The sequence below is a fragment of the Flexivirga sp. B27 genome (assembly GCF_052905685.1).
The window spans coordinates 187,305-201,464 of the sequence record NZ_JBPYUM010000001.1 but is presented as its reverse complement, the minus strand read 5'-3'; the positions used below and the strand labels follow the sequence as shown (position 1 = coordinate 201,464).

General features: G+C 67.0%; 14 protein-coding genes. 3 read left to right on the top strand and 11 right to left on the bottom strand.

The features are described from left to right. Positions 1-9: 9 nt before the first annotated feature. Together ACSZL9_RS00925 and ACSZL9_RS00920 are read right to left on the bottom strand one after the other, a co-directional pair. A complete protein-coding gene (locus tag ACSZL9_RS00925; RefSeq protein ID WP_446663578.1) occupies positions 10-768 on the bottom strand; it encodes an enoyl-CoA hydratase family protein in 759 nt (252 codons plus the stop codon). A gap of 56 nt (positions 769-824) precedes the next feature. Continuing rightward, positions 825-2,702: an ABC transporter ATP-binding protein gene (locus tag ACSZL9_RS00920; protein ID WP_446663577.1), complete on the bottom strand. Its 1,878-nt coding sequence runs from the start codon at positions 2,700-2,702 to the stop codon at positions 825-827. Positions 2,703-2,930: 228 nt separating this feature from the next. Here ACSZL9_RS00920 and ACSZL9_RS00915 point away from each other — a divergent pair, with 228 nt between their 5' ends. Next, the gene (locus ACSZL9_RS00915) at positions 2,931-3,752 is read left to right on the top strand and encodes a hypothetical protein (RefSeq protein ID WP_446663576.1); all 822 of its coding nucleotides are present in this window, start codon (positions 2,931-2,933) and stop codon (positions 3,750-3,752) included. A gap of 39 nt (positions 3,753-3,791) precedes the next feature. Here ACSZL9_RS00915 and ACSZL9_RS00910 read toward each other — a convergent pair whose 3' ends face one another. Beyond that, the gene (locus ACSZL9_RS00910) at positions 3,792-5,390 is read right to left on the bottom strand and encodes an ABC-F family ATP-binding cassette domain-containing protein (RefSeq protein ID WP_446663575.1); all 1,599 of its coding nucleotides are present in this window, start codon (positions 5,388-5,390) and stop codon (positions 3,792-3,794) included. A 184-nt stretch (positions 5,391-5,574) separates the two neighbouring features. On the opposite strand from ACSZL9_RS00910, the gene ypfJ reads away from it, so the two are divergent. Both ypfJ and ACSZL9_RS00900 read left to right on the top strand, forming a co-directional pair. Then, entirely contained in the window at positions 5,575-6,552 is a 978-nt protein-coding gene (ypfJ, locus tag ACSZL9_RS00905; protein ID WP_446663574.1) for a KPN_02809 family neutral zinc metallopeptidase, read from the top strand. 155 nt (positions 6,553-6,707) lie between these two features. Then, positions 6,708-7,280: an AMIN-like domain-containing (lipo)protein gene (locus tag ACSZL9_RS00900; RefSeq protein ID WP_446663573.1), complete on the top strand. Its 573-nt coding sequence runs from the start codon at positions 6,708-6,710 to the stop codon at positions 7,278-7,280. 100 nt (positions 7,281-7,380) lie between these two features. Here ACSZL9_RS00900 and ACSZL9_RS00895 read toward each other — a convergent pair whose 3' ends face one another. The 8 genes from ACSZL9_RS00895 to ACSZL9_RS00860 all read right to left on the bottom strand — a co-directional run bounded on the left by ACSZL9_RS00895 (position 7,381) and on the right by ACSZL9_RS00860 (position 14,084). After that, entirely contained in the window at positions 7,381-7,707 is a 327-nt protein-coding gene (locus ACSZL9_RS00895; protein WP_446663572.1) for a metal-sulfur cluster assembly factor, read from the bottom strand. Positions 7,708-7,709: 2 nt separating this feature from the next. Beyond that, positions 7,710-8,180: a Fe-S cluster assembly sulfur transfer protein SufU gene (gene sufU, locus ACSZL9_RS00890; protein ID WP_446663571.1), complete on the bottom strand. Its 471-nt coding sequence runs from the start codon at positions 8,178-8,180 to the stop codon at positions 7,710-7,712. Then, complete coding sequence (locus tag ACSZL9_RS00885; protein WP_446663570.1) at positions 8,180-9,553, bottom strand: aminotransferase class V-fold PLP-dependent enzyme; 1,374 nt, start codon at positions 9,551-9,553, stop codon at positions 8,180-8,182. The genes sufU and ACSZL9_RS00885 overlap by 1 nt, the downstream gene beginning before the upstream one ends. 64 nt (positions 9,554-9,617) lie before the next feature. Then, positions 9,618-10,379, bottom strand: coding sequence for a Fe-S cluster assembly ATPase SufC (gene sufC / locus ACSZL9_RS00880; RefSeq protein ID WP_446663569.1), 762 nt, complete (start codon positions 10,377-10,379; stop codon positions 9,618-9,620). A 20-nt stretch (positions 10,380-10,399) separates the two neighbouring features. Beyond that, on the bottom strand, positions 10,400-10,744 hold the full coding sequence (locus ACSZL9_RS00875; protein WP_446663568.1) for a non-heme iron oxygenase ferredoxin subunit: 345 nt from the start codon (positions 10,742-10,744) through the stop codon (positions 10,400-10,402). Further along, a complete protein-coding gene (gene sufD / locus ACSZL9_RS00870) occupies positions 10,741-11,916 on the bottom strand; it encodes a Fe-S cluster assembly protein SufD (RefSeq protein ID WP_446663567.1) in 1,176 nt (391 codons plus the stop codon). The genes ACSZL9_RS00875 and sufD overlap by 4 nt, the downstream gene beginning before the upstream one ends. Before the next feature lie 60 nt (positions 11,917-11,976). Continuing rightward, on the bottom strand, positions 11,977-13,395 hold the full coding sequence (gene sufB, locus ACSZL9_RS00865; RefSeq protein ID WP_446663566.1) for a Fe-S cluster assembly protein SufB: 1,419 nt from the start codon (positions 13,393-13,395) through the stop codon (positions 11,977-11,979). Beyond that, positions 13,395-14,084: a helix-turn-helix transcriptional regulator gene (locus ACSZL9_RS00860; protein ID WP_446663565.1), complete on the bottom strand. Its 690-nt coding sequence runs from the start codon at positions 14,082-14,084 to the stop codon at positions 13,395-13,397. The genes sufB and ACSZL9_RS00860 overlap by 1 nt, the downstream gene beginning before the upstream one ends. Positions 14,085-14,160 lie beyond the last annotated feature (76 nt).

The following is a 14,160-nucleotide window of genomic DNA, read 5'->3' as shown; positions in this document are numbered from 1 at the left end:
TCTCGGTCTTTACGACTTCTTCTTGCGGGCGAGGAACGCCTGCATCGCAGCCTTGGCCTCATCGGACGCGAAGAGTCGTGCGGACAGTGCCGCCATGTCGTCGCCGTGCGCGTCGAGATTGGCCAGCAGCGGCGCCGCGACGAGCGCCTTGCTCTCCTTCAGCCCCTGCGGACTTGCCTGCGCAAGCTGCTCCAACACCTGTCCGACGGCAGCGTCCAGCTCCTCCGCCGGCACGGCCTCGGTGATCAGCCCCATCTGCGCGGCTGTCGCGGCGTCGAAGGTCTGCGCGGTCAGGAAGGTCCGCGCCGCAGCCCGGCTGGTCATCCGCGGCAACGTGGTCAGTGAGATCAACGCCGGCGCCAAGCCGAGCCGTGCCTCGGTGAACGCGAAAGTGACTGAGTCTGCTGCGATCACGATGTCCGCTGCACCGACCAGGCCCAGGCCACCGGCACGCACCGGCCCGTGCAGCCGTATGACGACAGGCTTGCCCGAGGCGACGATCTGCCGCTGCAGCCCGATCAGGTCGTGCGCACCCTGCTCCATGCCGCCGTCCTTCGCCTCGGACAGGTCTGCCCCGGAGCAGAAGACCGACCCTGCAGCCTGCAGCAGCACGGCCCGGACCGACTCGTCACCATCTGCCGCTGCCAACGCCGCGGTCAGCTCGGTGACGAGTTGTTTGCTCAGTGCGTTGCGGTTGTGCTGACTGTCGAGGGTGATGGTCGTGATCCCACGGTCGACCTGCGAGTGCACCAGCTGCGTTGTCGTCATACCGGCGACGGTAGTTCACCGCCCGACACCGATGGTCGGCTGCTCGCGAGCTCGATTCAGTCGATCGGTGTCGGTGACGTGTCGAGCTGGTCGCGGAACTGCGTGTGGTAGAGGCCCGCGTACGTCCCGCCTGCGGCGAGCAGCTCCTCGTGCGAGCCGCGCTGCACGATCCGACCCTCCTCCATCACCAGGATGAGATCGGCGTCCCTGATGGTGGACAACCGGTGCGCGATGACGATCGAGGTGCGGCCGGCGAGCGCCGAGTCGAGGGCTCGCGAGACGGCGGCCTCGGACTCGGAGTCCAGGTGCGCCGTCGCCTCGTCGAGGACCACCACGGACGGGGCCTTCAGCAGCAACCGTGCGATGGCGAAACGTTGCTTCTCGCCGCCGGACAGGCGGTGGCCGCGGTCACCGACCATCGTGTCCAGGCCGTAGGGCAGCCGGCTGACCAGCTCCCACACCTGCGCCTCACGCAGCACGCGCTCGAGGTCGGCGTCGGTCGCGTCGGGTTTTGCGTAGAGCAGGTTGGCGCGGATGGTGTCGTGGAACATGTGCGCCTCCTGCGTCACGACGCCGACCTTGTCACGCAACGCGTCGGCGGACACCTTGCGCAGATCCTGTCCACCGATGCGCACCGCACCACTCGTCGGGTCGTAGAGACGCGACACCAGCCCGATGGTGGTGCTCTTGCCGGCGCCCGACGGACCGACCAGCGCGATCATCCGGCCGGGCTCAGCGCGGAACGAAATGTCTTGCAGCACAGTCGATCCGTCGCCCTTGTCGCGGGTCAGCACCGTTTGCAGCGACTCGATCGACACCTGCTCGGCGGTCGGGTAGGCGAAGCTGACGTCGTCGAACTCCACACCGATCGGGCCGGCAGGCAGCCCGACCGGTTCCGGATCCTCGGCGACCAGTGGTTCAAGATCCAGGACCTCGAAGACCCGCTCGAAGGAGATCAGCGCCGTGAGCACGTCGACCCGGACGCTGGACAGTTGGGTGAGTGGGGCGTAGAGCCGGCCGAGCAGCGCAGCCAGTGCCAGCAGCGTTCCGATGGTCATCGCCCCGTGCACGGCCATCACTCCCCCAATGCCGTAGACGATCGCGGTGGCCAGTGATGCCAGCAGGGTCAAGCCGACCAGGAAGATCGCCCGCTGGACGGCAATGCTGATGCCGTAGTCGCGCACCTTGGCAGCGCGCTCGGCATACTCCTGATCCTCCTGCGCGGGACGACCGAAGAGCTTGACCAACAGCGCACCTGCGACGTTGAAGCGCTCAGTCATCCGCGCCCCGAGGTCCGCGTTCTCGGTCATCTGGCCTCGGGTCAGGCCCGCGAGCCGCCGGCCGATGATCCGGGTCGGGATGAGGAAGAACGGCACCAGGAGCAGCGCGGCGAGGGTGATCTGCCAGGACAGGGCAGCCATCGCGGCGACGATGACGACCACGCTGACCAGGTTGGACACGACGTTGGACATGACCGACGTGAACGCCTGTTGGGCACCGATCACGTCCGAGTTGAGCCGGGTCACCAGTGCCCCGGTCTGCGCACGGGTGAAGAACGCGATGGGCTGGCGCAGCACGTGTCCGAACACTTCGCGGCGCAGGTCGTAGATCAGCCCTTCACCCAGGCCCGCCGACAGCCAGCGTTCGACCACACCGAGGACCGCGTCGACGACGGCGACGATCGCCGCTGCGACGGCCAGCCAGACGACCAGCGAGGTGTCTTGCTCACCGACGCCCTTGTCGACGATCTCCTTGAGGATCAACGGTGTTGCGATCACCAGCAGTGCGTCGATGACGACCAGGATGAGGAACGTGATGATCTGCCGCCGGTAGGGCCGGGCGTAGCCCAGCACGCGCCGTGACGTGCCGGGCTTCAGCTTCGACATGTCGGTGGACTCGCGGGTCAGCGAGTGCATCACCTGCCAGTTGCTCATCGTCCTCCTCGACCCGTGGTGGTGGTTGAGCTTGTCCCGTGGTGGTTGAGCTTGTCGAAGCCACCGGCGTGACCTCGTCAGTCGCCAACAACACCGACAGGCAATGTATGCCGGAGGTACGACCCGACGCGCCCGCCTGAGACCGCCGCCCACCGCGCTCGGAACAAATAGGGAACCGCGACCCACCCGGCATACTCAGAGCAGGAGGCGAGGGCAGGAGGGGGACCCATGGAATCCGGCAGCGACGACGATCTCGTGCTCCGTGCGATCGCACCGCCGCCGGTCAGCGACCGGCGGCGACGGTGGCGCACCCGTGTCGTGCTGGCCGCCACTGTCGTGCTCACCGTGATGATCGGGATCAGCTGCGCACTCGCCCTTGCCGACGCCGACGCCGCGGGTCCGGTCGTCGTAGGGGCGATGGCAGGCGTGCCGGCGTTGCTGGGCGCCGTGCTCGCGAGCGACATGGTTCTCGACGACTGGTTGACGCCCGAGAAGAACCGCGAGGGGCGCGCATACATGCTGCACGTGTTCGAGACGTTCGGCGGCTGCAGTAAGCGCGCGTGGATCGCCTGGGCAGTCGTCGATCTGCTCGTCTGGGCTGCGGGCGGAGCGCTCGTCGGCGGTCCGGTGGGTGTGATCCTCGGTGTCGCGATCGGCATCCTGTGGTGCGGCGGCTGCCTCCTGCTCGGCGTGCTCATCGGTTGGCTCGCGATCGTGCCCGTCGGGCTGATCACCAGCCTCGCCGTGCGACGCCGGCGCACCGTGCAGTCCCTTCGGCTGGCACTCATCTCCCTGCTGCTCATCGGTCTGCTCGTGACAACTGTCCCCGCCGGGTGGTCAGACGTCGGCTCAGACGGCGCCGGCACCTACCTGCGGGCGGTACTCGGCCTGCCGGTCGACGAAGCCATCGAGTCGACGCTGCTGTCGATCTCGCGGATCGGCGTCGCCCTGCTGTGCCTCGCAGTGCCGGCACTTCTCGCGGCCCTGCGCTCGATGCCGGAGCAACATGCTGCCGGACACTTCCTTCGAAGCGAAATGTTCGAGCCGTAAGAGTGGTGCGGCCCGCTACCGGAGCGGACGAGTCCGAGCTCAGGCCAACTCGACGAGGTCCTGGTAGTCCGGACCCCACAGGTCCTCGACACCGTCCGGGAGCAGCAGGACCCGCTCCGGCTCGAGTGCCTCAACGGCACCCGGGTCGTGGGTGACGAGCACGACGGCGCCCTCGAAGGCACGCAACGCACCCAGGATCTCCTCGCGGGATGCCGGATCGAGGTTGTTTGTCGGCTCGTCGAGCAGCAGCACGTTGGCAGCCGAAACCACAAGCAACGCAAGGGAAAGCCGCGTCTTCTCACCGCCGGACAGCACGCGCGCGGGCTTCTCCACGTCGTCGCCGCTGAAGAGGAACGACCCGAGCACCTTGCGTGTCTCGGTCTCGTCCAGGTCCGGCGCGGCAGACTTCATATTGTCCAACACGCTGCGGTTGACGTCGAGGTTCTCGTGCTCCTGCGCGTAGTAGCCCAGCTTCAGCCCATGACCTGGTTGCACCTCGCCGGTGTCCGGCTGGTCGACGCCGGCCAGGATCCGCAACAGCGTCGTCTTGCCCGCGCCGTTGAGTCCCAGTACGACAACCTTCGAGCCGCGGTCGATGGCCAGGTCGACATCGGTGAAGATCTCCAGCGACCCGTATGACCGCGACAGCCCCTCGGCCATCAGCGGCGTCTTGCCCGACGCAGCCGGTGTGGGGAAGCGCAGTTTGGCGACCTTGTCCTGCTGGCGCGTGCCTTCCGCGCCCTGCAGCATCCGCTCCGCACGCCGGATCATGTTCTGGGCGGCCGTCGCCTTGGTCGCCTTGTAGCGCATCTTCTCGGCCTGCGCGAGCAGTGCCGTCGCCTTCTTCTCGGCGTTCTGCCGCTCCCGGCGGCGCCTGCGCTCGTCGGTCTCGCGTTGCTTCAGGTAGGTCTGCCAGCCGACGTTGTACTGGTCGATCTCGCCGCGATTGGCATCGAGGTGGAAGACCCGGTTGACGACCTGGTCGAGCAGCTCCACGTCGTGGCTGATGATGATCAGACCGCCGGAGTAGGTCTTCAGGTAGTCGCGCAGCCAGTGGATCGAGTCGGCGTCCAGGTGGTTGGTCGGCTCGTCGAGCAGCAACGACTCGGCTCCGGAGAAGAGGATCCGGGCCAGCTCGACGCGGCGGCGCTGTCCTCCGGAGAGCGTCTGCAGCGGCTGGTCCAGGATGCGACCGGGCAATCCGAGCGACGATGCCAGCGAAGCAGCCTCGGACTCGGCGGCATACCCGCCCTTGCCGAGGAACTCGGCGTCCAGCCGGGCATACCGACGCATCGCGCGCTCACGCCTGTCGTCGTCCTCGTCGGCCATCGCCTTCTCGGCCGCACGCAGGTCGCGGAGCACGACGTCCAGTCCACGCGCGGACAGGATGCGGTCCCGGGCCACCATCGTCAGGTCACCGGTGCGCGGATCCTGCGGCAGGTAGCCGATCTCACCGGACGACGTCACCGTGCCGGCCACAGGTTGTCCCTCGCCCGCGAGCACCTTGGTCAACGTCGTCTTGCCGGCGCCGTTGCGGCCGACCAGGCCGACCCGATCACCGGGTGCCACCCGAAAGGTGGCTTCCTCCAGGAGGATCCGTGATCCCGCGCGCAGCTCGATCCCCTGTGCGGTGATCACGTTGTTCCTCTCCTGGCAGCGGCGGCCGTGCCGCCATACCTGCCGACATACATGACAGAGCGCCTGCCGCGTTCGCCGTCGCCAGCGTTGCTTCAGGCGCCTGAGCCCTTCACTCGCTAGTGTACGTCCAGGGTCAGCGACGCCCCAATCCGTTTTCGGCGTCGACGCAGCGAAGGGAACGGCCGTGACGTTCAACGACAACGCCAATATCGGCACCGGTGACGTCTCCAGTGGAGGCAGCGGCGGTGGAGGTGGCGGCCTCGGCGGGATGATGCCCGGCGGCATGGCAGTCGGCGGCGTCGGCGGTGTGATCCTGATGATCGTCATGGTGCTCTTCGGCGGCGACCTCACCGGTGGTGGCGGGGGCGGCGGGTATGCCGGCCAGCTGAACGGCAACCAGGCCAACCCCTACGGCCAGGACCAGATCGACACCGGCGGAGACGCGATCCAGCAGCAACTCGACGAGTGCAAGACCGGCGCGGACGCCAACCGCAACGACCTGTGCCTGATCAAGGGCACCGTCGCGAGTGTCGAGGGCTTCTGGAAGGTCTATCTGCCCAAGGCGGCCGGCAAGGACTACTCACCGGCGATCACCAAGGTCTTCTCGGGGCAGATGCAGTCCGGCTGCGGCACCGCGACCACCGAGATGGGCCCGTTCTACTGCCCGCTGGACAAGCAGGTCTACATCGACGCCGGGTTCTTCCAGGAGTTGCAGAGCCAATACGGCTCCGACGGCGGCCAGCTGGCCAAGGAATACGTCCTGGCCCACGAATACGGCCACCACATCCAGGACATCCTCGGACTGCTCGGCCGCGCCCAGCAGGACCCGAAGGGTGCCGAGTCGGCCTCAGTGCGCACCGAGCTGCAGGCCGACTGCTTCGCCGGCATCTGGGTCTCGTATGCCGACGGTTCCCGCAACGGCCAGGACGGTGTCACGATCGACCCGCTGCTGAAGAAGATCGAGCCGTCCGACATCGACTCGGCGCTGTCCGCCGCGGCTGCCGTCGGCGACGACCGCATCCAGCAGAAGGCGCAGGGCCGGGTCACGCCGGAGACCTGGACGCACGGCTCGTCCGCAGCCCGGCAGAAGTGGTTCAAGATCGGCTACGACAAGGGCAGTCTCAACGCGTGCAACACCTTCGACGCGGCCAGCGTCGAGTGAACGAGCGTGGAATGAGCTCAAGGTAGCCGATTCCCGCAGGTCACAAATGTGACACGGCTCACATTTGTACGTCTGCACCGCGCAACCTCCGGTATGACGAAGGCGTCCTCTCCTCACACCACACCTCGTGGTCGCTTGGAAGGAAGGAACACGTCATGTCTCACACCAATATTCGGGGCATGCGCAGCAAGGCTGCGCTCGCGGTGTGCGGTCTGACTGCAGCCACCGTCATACCCCTCGCCACGTCCGGCCCCGCGCAAGCGGCGCCATACTGCGGCATCACCTGGGGCTCGACCGGCAAGGTCGCGGCTGCACTCACGTCGGACACCGTGCGCGGTGTCCGCTCCGGTCGGCACACGTGCTACGACCGGCTCGTCATCGATCTGTCCGGCTACGGCCACAGCACGGGATACACCGTGCGCTACGTCAGCTCCGTGCACGGCCCGTCCGGCGCGCCGGTGTCGCTGGCAGGCGGGGCACGGATCCAGATCGACGTCAATGCGGCGGCGTCGGACGCTCAGGGACGTCCGACCTACCGACCCGCTGATCCGCGACACGTGGTCAACGTCGCCGGATATCGCACGTTCCGTCAGGTGGCGTATGTCGCGTCGTTCGAAGGCCGGAGCACGCTCGGCCTCGGCGTGCGGGCCCGGCTGCCGATGCGAGCGTTCGTCATACAGGATCCGGGCGGGCAGCGCCTGGTGATCGACGTCGCCCACCGTTGGTGATTTGGCGATTGCCGAGAAGACGACCACGACTGAGGGCCAGGTTCCCGAGCGCGCTCGGTGAGCCTGGCCCTCAGTCCTGCGAGGAGTCGAAGCAGAGAACTCAGATGTTGAAGCCGAGGGCGCGCAGCTGCTCGCGGCCGTCCTCGGTGATCTTCTCCGGGCCCCACGGCGGCATCCACACCCAGTTGATGCGGTGATCCGCCACGAGTCCCTCGAGCACGCCGGCGATCTGATCGGCGATCACGTCGGTCAGCGGACAGGCCGCCGAGGTCAGCGTCATGTCGATGACCGCGTTGTTGTCGGCGTCGACGGTGAGGCCGTAGACCAGTCCGAGGTCCACGACGTTGATGCCGAGTTCGGGGTCGACGACGTCACGCAGCGCCTCCTCGACATCCGCGACATTCGGCGGGGTGGCTACGTCAGCCATGATTACGCTCCCGTTCTGGTGGTTACGGAACTGATGTCCACGCCGGCCTGCGCCAGCGCGTCGGTGTATGCCGCCCACGGCAGCAGTGCGCACTTCACGCGCGCGGGATATTTTGACACTCCGGAGAACGCCACACCGTCGCCGAGGATTTCCTCGTCGCCGGGGTCCTGCCCCTTGGAGGTCAACATGTGGCGCATCGCCTCGAAGGTCTGCAGGCTCTCGCCGACCGAATGGCCGATGACCTCCTCGGCCAGCACCGACGCCGAAGCGACCGAGATCGAGCAGCCGATCGAGTCGTAGGAGACGTCCTCGACAGTTGCACTCTCCCCCGCGCCGGTGACGTGCACGCGCAGCGTCACCTCGTCGCCGCAGGTGGTGTTGACGTGGTGCGTCTGGGCGTCATACGGCTCGCGCAGGCCGGCGTGCGCCGGATGCTTGGAGTGATCCAGGATCAACTCTTGGTAGAGATCCATCAGACCGCCACCCCGAAGATGTCCGGGACACGGTCAAGCGCCTCGAGAAGGGCGTCGACCTCTTCCAGCGTCGTGTAGGGACCGAAACTGGCGCGGGTGGTCGAGGTGATCCGCTCAGCCCGGTGCAGCGGCCACGCGCAGTGGTGCCCGGTCCGCACGGCGACTCCCGAGTCGTCCAGCACCTGACCGACATCGTGCGGGTGCACGCCGTCGATGACGAAAGCCACTGCGCCCGTGCGCTTCTCGACGTCCGCCGGGCCGAGCACACGCACCCACGGACGCTTGGCCAGACCGTCCAGGACGGCCTGGGTGATCGTGCGGTCGTGTGCGGCCACCGCGTCCATGCCGAGCGCGGACAGGTAGTCACACGCCGCAGCAAGTCCCACCGCCTGCGACTCGTTGGGCACGCCGGCCTCGAAGCGCTGCGGCGGCGGCGCGTAGGTCGAGCCCTCCATCGTGACCAGCTCGATCATCGACCCGCCGTAAAGGAAGGGCGGCATCGAGTCCAGCAGCTCCCGCCGCCCGACGAGGACACCCACGCCATACGGACCGAGCATCTTGTGCCCGCTGAACGCGAGGAAGTCGACGCCGAGCTCCGCGAAGTCGACCGGCAGGTGCGGCACCGACTGGCATGCGTCCAGCACCGTCAGCACGTTGAGCCCCCGTGCGATCGCTGCGAGTTCACGCACCGGGTTGATGGTGCCGAGCACGTTGGACACGTGCGCGAAGGCAAACACCTTGGTCTCCGGCCGAGCGAGCATCTTCCGTGCGGCAGCCACGTCGAGCTCGCCCTGCTCGGACACCTCGAGCCACCGCAACGTCGCACCGGTGCGCCGCGCCAGCTCCTGCCACGGCACGAGGTTGGCGTGATGTTCCATCACGGTGATCAGGATCTCGTCCCCGGGTCCGATGCGGAACCGGTCGGTCACCGCCGGGTCGGCACCGGAGATGCCCAGCTCACCTGATGCGTCGAAGGTTCGTTCCTCACCTTCGAGCGCATCTTGTATCTGACTGCCGTCCTCCGGCCGGACCGCCGATGCGTTGCTGAACGCGTAGGCGACCAGGTTGAGCGACTCGGTCGCACTCTTGGTGAAGACGACCTCACCGGCATCGGCACCGACGAAACGCGCCACCGTCTCCCGGGCACCCTCGAAGGCCTCGGTCGCTTCCTCGGCGAGCTGATGAGCTCCGCGGTGTGCCGCGGCGTTGTGCTGCTCGTAGAAGTCGCGCTCGGCGTCGAGCACCTGACGCGGCTTCTGCGAGGTTGCACCGGAGTCGAGGTAAACCAGCGGCCTGCCGTCGCGCACTGTGCGCGCCAGGATCGGGAAGTCGTCGCGCACCTTCTCGACGTCGAACCCGCTCACGTCGCCCATCTCCTTACCTACGCTCCCACCGTGTATGTCGCCTGTATGCCGATCCGTGAGCCGCTCGCCTCGCTCAGGCCGAAGCCGGGGCGAGGAAGCGGTCGTAGCCCTCGGCCTCGAGACGGTCGGCCAGCTCCGGGCCACCCTCCTCGGCGACCCGGCCGTTGACGAAGACGTGCACGAAGTCGGGCTTGATGTAGCGCAGGATCCGCGTGTAGTGGGTGATCAGCATGATGCCGAGGTCGCTGGAGTCCTTGGCGCGGTTGACGCCCTCGGACACGATCCGCAGCGCGTCGACGTCCAGACCCGAGTCGGTCTCGTCGAGGATCGCCATCTTCGGCTTCAGCAGCTCCAGCTGCAGGATCTCGTGACGCTTCTTCTCACCACCGGAGAAGCCCTCGTTGACACCGCGCTCGGCGAACCCGTCGTCCATGCGCAGGGCGGTCATCGACTGCTTCACGTCCTTGACCCAGTGGCGCAGCTTCGGTGCCTCGCCGTCCAGGGCCGTCTTGGCGGTCCGCAGGAAGTTGGAGACCGTCACACCCGGCACCTCGACGGGGTACTGCATGGCCAGGAAGAGACCTGCGCGGGCGCGCTCGTCGACCTTCATCGCCAGCACGTCCTCACCGTCGAGGGTGACGGTGCCGCTGGTCACGATGTACTTGGGGTGACCGGCGACGCTGTAGGCCAGGGTCGACTTGCCCGAGCCGTTCGGGCCCATGATCGCGTGGGTCTCCCCCGACTTCACGGTCAGGTTGACGCCCTTGAGGATCTCCTTGGCGCCCTTGTCGGTCTCGACGGACACGTGCAGGTCGCGAATCTCAAGCGTTGACATGTATTTTCAGCTCTTTCTTATCAGCTCGCGGGAACGGAGACGTAGACGTCACCGTCCTCGATGCGTACGGGGTAGACGGCAATGGGCACGGTCGCCGGCGGGCCGGTGGGCACTCCGGTGTTGAGGTCGAAGCGTGAGCCGTGCAGCCAGCACTCGATGGTGCAGCCGTCGACTTCGCCTTCGGACAGCGAGACGTTGGCGTGGCTGCAGGTGTCGTTGACCGCGTGCACGACACCTTCGACGTCGAGCACCATCGCGACCCGGACACCGTTGATCTCGGCCAGAGCGGGCTCGCCCTTGGGGAGTTCGTCCAAGGCGCAGACGCGAACGAAGTCGTCGTCAGCCACCTGCTCGGGTTGGCTCATACGTTGGCGCCCCTGGCCAGTTCCTCGTCGATCGCGTCCATCAACGGGTCGACCACCGCGGGGACACCGATCTTGTTGACGACGTCGGCGAAGAACCCGCGCACCACGAGGCGACGGGCCTCGTGCTCGGGTATGCCGCGGGCCTGCAGGTAGAACAACTGCTCGTCGTCGAAGCGTCCGGTCGAGCTCGCGTGACCGGCACCGGCGATCTCACCGGTCTCGATCTCCAGGTTGGGCACCGAGTCGGCGCGCGCGCCGTCGGTGAGCACCAGGTTGCGGTTCAGCTCGTAGGTCTCGATGCCTTCCGCCTCGGCGCGGATCAAGACGTCGCCCACCCACACCGAGTGCGCCGAATCGCCTTGCAGCGCACCCTTGTAGGTGACCAGCGAGTTGGTGTGCGGCGCGTTGTGGTCGATGAAGGTCCGGTGCTCCAGGTGCTGTCCGGCGTCGGCGAAGTAGACGCCGAGCAACGTCGCGTCGCCGCCGGGACCGTCGTACTTGACGTTGGAGTTGATCCGCACGATCGCGCCACCCAGGGTGACCGCAATGTGCCGGTAGTGCGCGTCGCGACCGACCAGCGCTTCGTGCTGGGCGAGGTGCAGCGCGTCGTCGTCCCACTGCTGCACGCTGACGACGGTCAGGTTCGCGCCGTCGCCGACGACGACCTCGACGTTGGCCGTGTGCTCACCGGATCCGGTGTGCTCCAGGATCACCAAGCCCTTGGCGTTCGCTCCCGCCTCGACCACAACGTGCCCGTTGGACCGCTTGCCGGTCGCGCCGTGCACCTGCACGCGCACCGGCTCGTCGTACTCGGTGTCGGCGGCGAGCTTGAGGTGCAGTGCCTTGGCGCTGCCGGTGTGCGCCAGCACCGACGCACGGTCACCCGGCTTCAGCGCGGTGCCGCGGACGCCTTCGCCGGCTGCCAGCGGCTCGCCGACGACGGACTCGTCGGACACGGTCACGGTGACCGCGCCCTCCTGGGTCGGTTCTTCGGCCAGCAGGCCGGTCAGTCGGTCGACCGGCGTGAAGCGCCAGTCCTCCTCGCGACCGTGCGGCACCGGGAAGTCGGCGACGTCGAAGGACGTCGTGCGCTCGGCGCGTGACTTCTCCGGTGTCGAGGCCTGCGCGGCAGGGTCGACATGGGTTTTCGCATCAGGTGTCAACAGGGACATCGGGGGGTCAATTGTTCCTTCCAGGAATGAGCTTGTGGGAGCGCTGTCGTCGGAGCAGTGCTAGCCGACTGCGCCTTCCATCTGCAGCTCGATCAGCCGGTTGAGCTCGAGGGCGTACTCCATCGGGAGCTCACGCGCGATCGGCTCGACGAAGCCGCGGACGATGGTCGCCATGGCTTCCTCCTCGGTCAGGCCACGGGACATCAGATAGAACATCTGGTCCTCGCTGACCTTGGAAACCGTTGCCTCGTGACCCATTTGGACGTCGTCCTCACGCACGTCGACATACGGGTAGGTGTCCGAGCGGCTGATCTGGTCGACCAGCAGCGCGTCACAGACCACCGAGCTCTTGGAGTGCTCGGCGCCCTCGAGCACCTGCACCAAGCCGCGGTATGACGTGCGGCCGCCGCCGCGCGCCACCGACTTGGAGACGATGGTCGAGCTGGTGTTGGGGGCGGCGTGCACCATCTTGGCGCCCGCGTCCTGGTGCTGGTCCTCACCCGCGAAGGCGATGGACAGGGTCTCGCCCTTGGCGTGCTCACCCATCAGGAAGCAGGCGGGGTACTTCATCGTCACCTTGGAGCCGATGTTGCCGTCGACCCACTCCATGGTGCCGCCCTCTTCAACCATGGTGCGCTTGGTCACCAGGTTGTAGACGTTGTTGGACCAGTTCTGGATCGTCGTGTAGCGAACACGCGCGTTCTTCTTGACGATGATCTCCACGACCGCGCTGTGCAGCGAGGCGGTGGTGTAGATCGGCGCCGTGCAGCCCTCCACGTAGTGCACCGAGGAGCCCTCCTCGGCGATGATCAGGGTCCGCTCGAACTGGCCCATGTTCTCGGTGTTGATCCGGAAGTAGGCCTGCAGCGGGATCTCCACGTGGACGCCCTTGGGGACGTAGACGAACGAGCCGCCCGACCACACCGCGGTGTTGAGCGAGGCGAACTTGTTGTCACCGGCAGGGATGACCGAGCCGAAGTACTCCTTGAAGATGTCCTCGTGCTCGCGCAGGCCGGTGTCGGTGTCGACGAAGATGACGCCCTGCGCCTCCAGGTCCTCACGGATCTGGTGGTAGACGACCTCGGACTCGTACTGCGCGGTGACGCCGGCAACCAGGCGCTGCTTCTCGGCCTCCGGGATGCCGAGCCGGTCGTAGGTGTTGCGGATGTCCTCCGGCAGGTCCTCCCAGGTCTCGGCCTGCTGCTCGGTCGACTTCACGAAGTACTTGATGTTCTGGAAGTCGATCCCGCTCAGGTCCGAACCCCACCAGGGCATCGGCTTCTTGTCGAAGAGCTTGAGTGCCTTCATCCGACGCTGCAGCATCCAGTCGGGCTCGTTCTTGCGCTTCGAGATGTCGGCGACGACCTCGGGCGAGAGCCCGCGTCGGGCGCTCGCACCCGCGGCGTCACTGTCGGCCCAGCCGTATTCATAGTGGCCGATGCCCTTCAGTCCCGGGTTGAGCTCCTCGATAGTGCTCATCACGAATCCCTTTCTGTCGCTGACGAATTCGGGGTAGGAACGAACGTGGTGCACACGTGGTCGCCGTGTGCGAGCGAGGACAGCCGCTGGACGTGGACACCGAGTGTCCGGGAGAACGCCTTTGCTTCTTCCTCGCAGAACTGGGGAAACTCCGTGGCGACGTGCTGCACAGGGCAATGTCCCTGACACAGTTGAACCCCCGCCAACGGTGTGTCATTCCCGACAGGGCGGGTTGTCGCCGCGAAACCCTGATCGGTCAATGCCTCGGCGAGCGCCTGGGTGCGGTCGTCGATGTCGCGGCCGGCCGACTCCACAACTGGAGCCGCCTGCTCGGCAATCGCCTCGGCCTGCCGCCGGGCGAACTCGGTGACGGCCTCCTCGCCGGCATTCTCGCGCAGGAAGCGCAACACGGACCCGGCGAGCGAGTCGTAGTCACCGCGCAACCGCGCATGTCCTGCCGGCGACAGCACGAAGGCCCGCGCAGGACGGCCACGCTTGCGCTCGGTCACGCCGGTCGGCTGGTGCTCGTCGACCAGCTCGTACTGCGCCAGGCAATCCAGGTGGCGGCGCACCGCAGCCGGTGTGAGGCCAAGCGAATCCGCGAGCTCGGCCGCTGTCACGGGGCCTTGCTCGGAGATCGTTCGCAGCACGCGCTCACGCGTGCCGGTCTCACCGGCCGGGAAAAACACAACATCAGTGTGACGTAATTACCTGTGCCTCTTCCAGCCAGGCTTGCCTAACCTGGCGATTACCTCGTGACTTCGC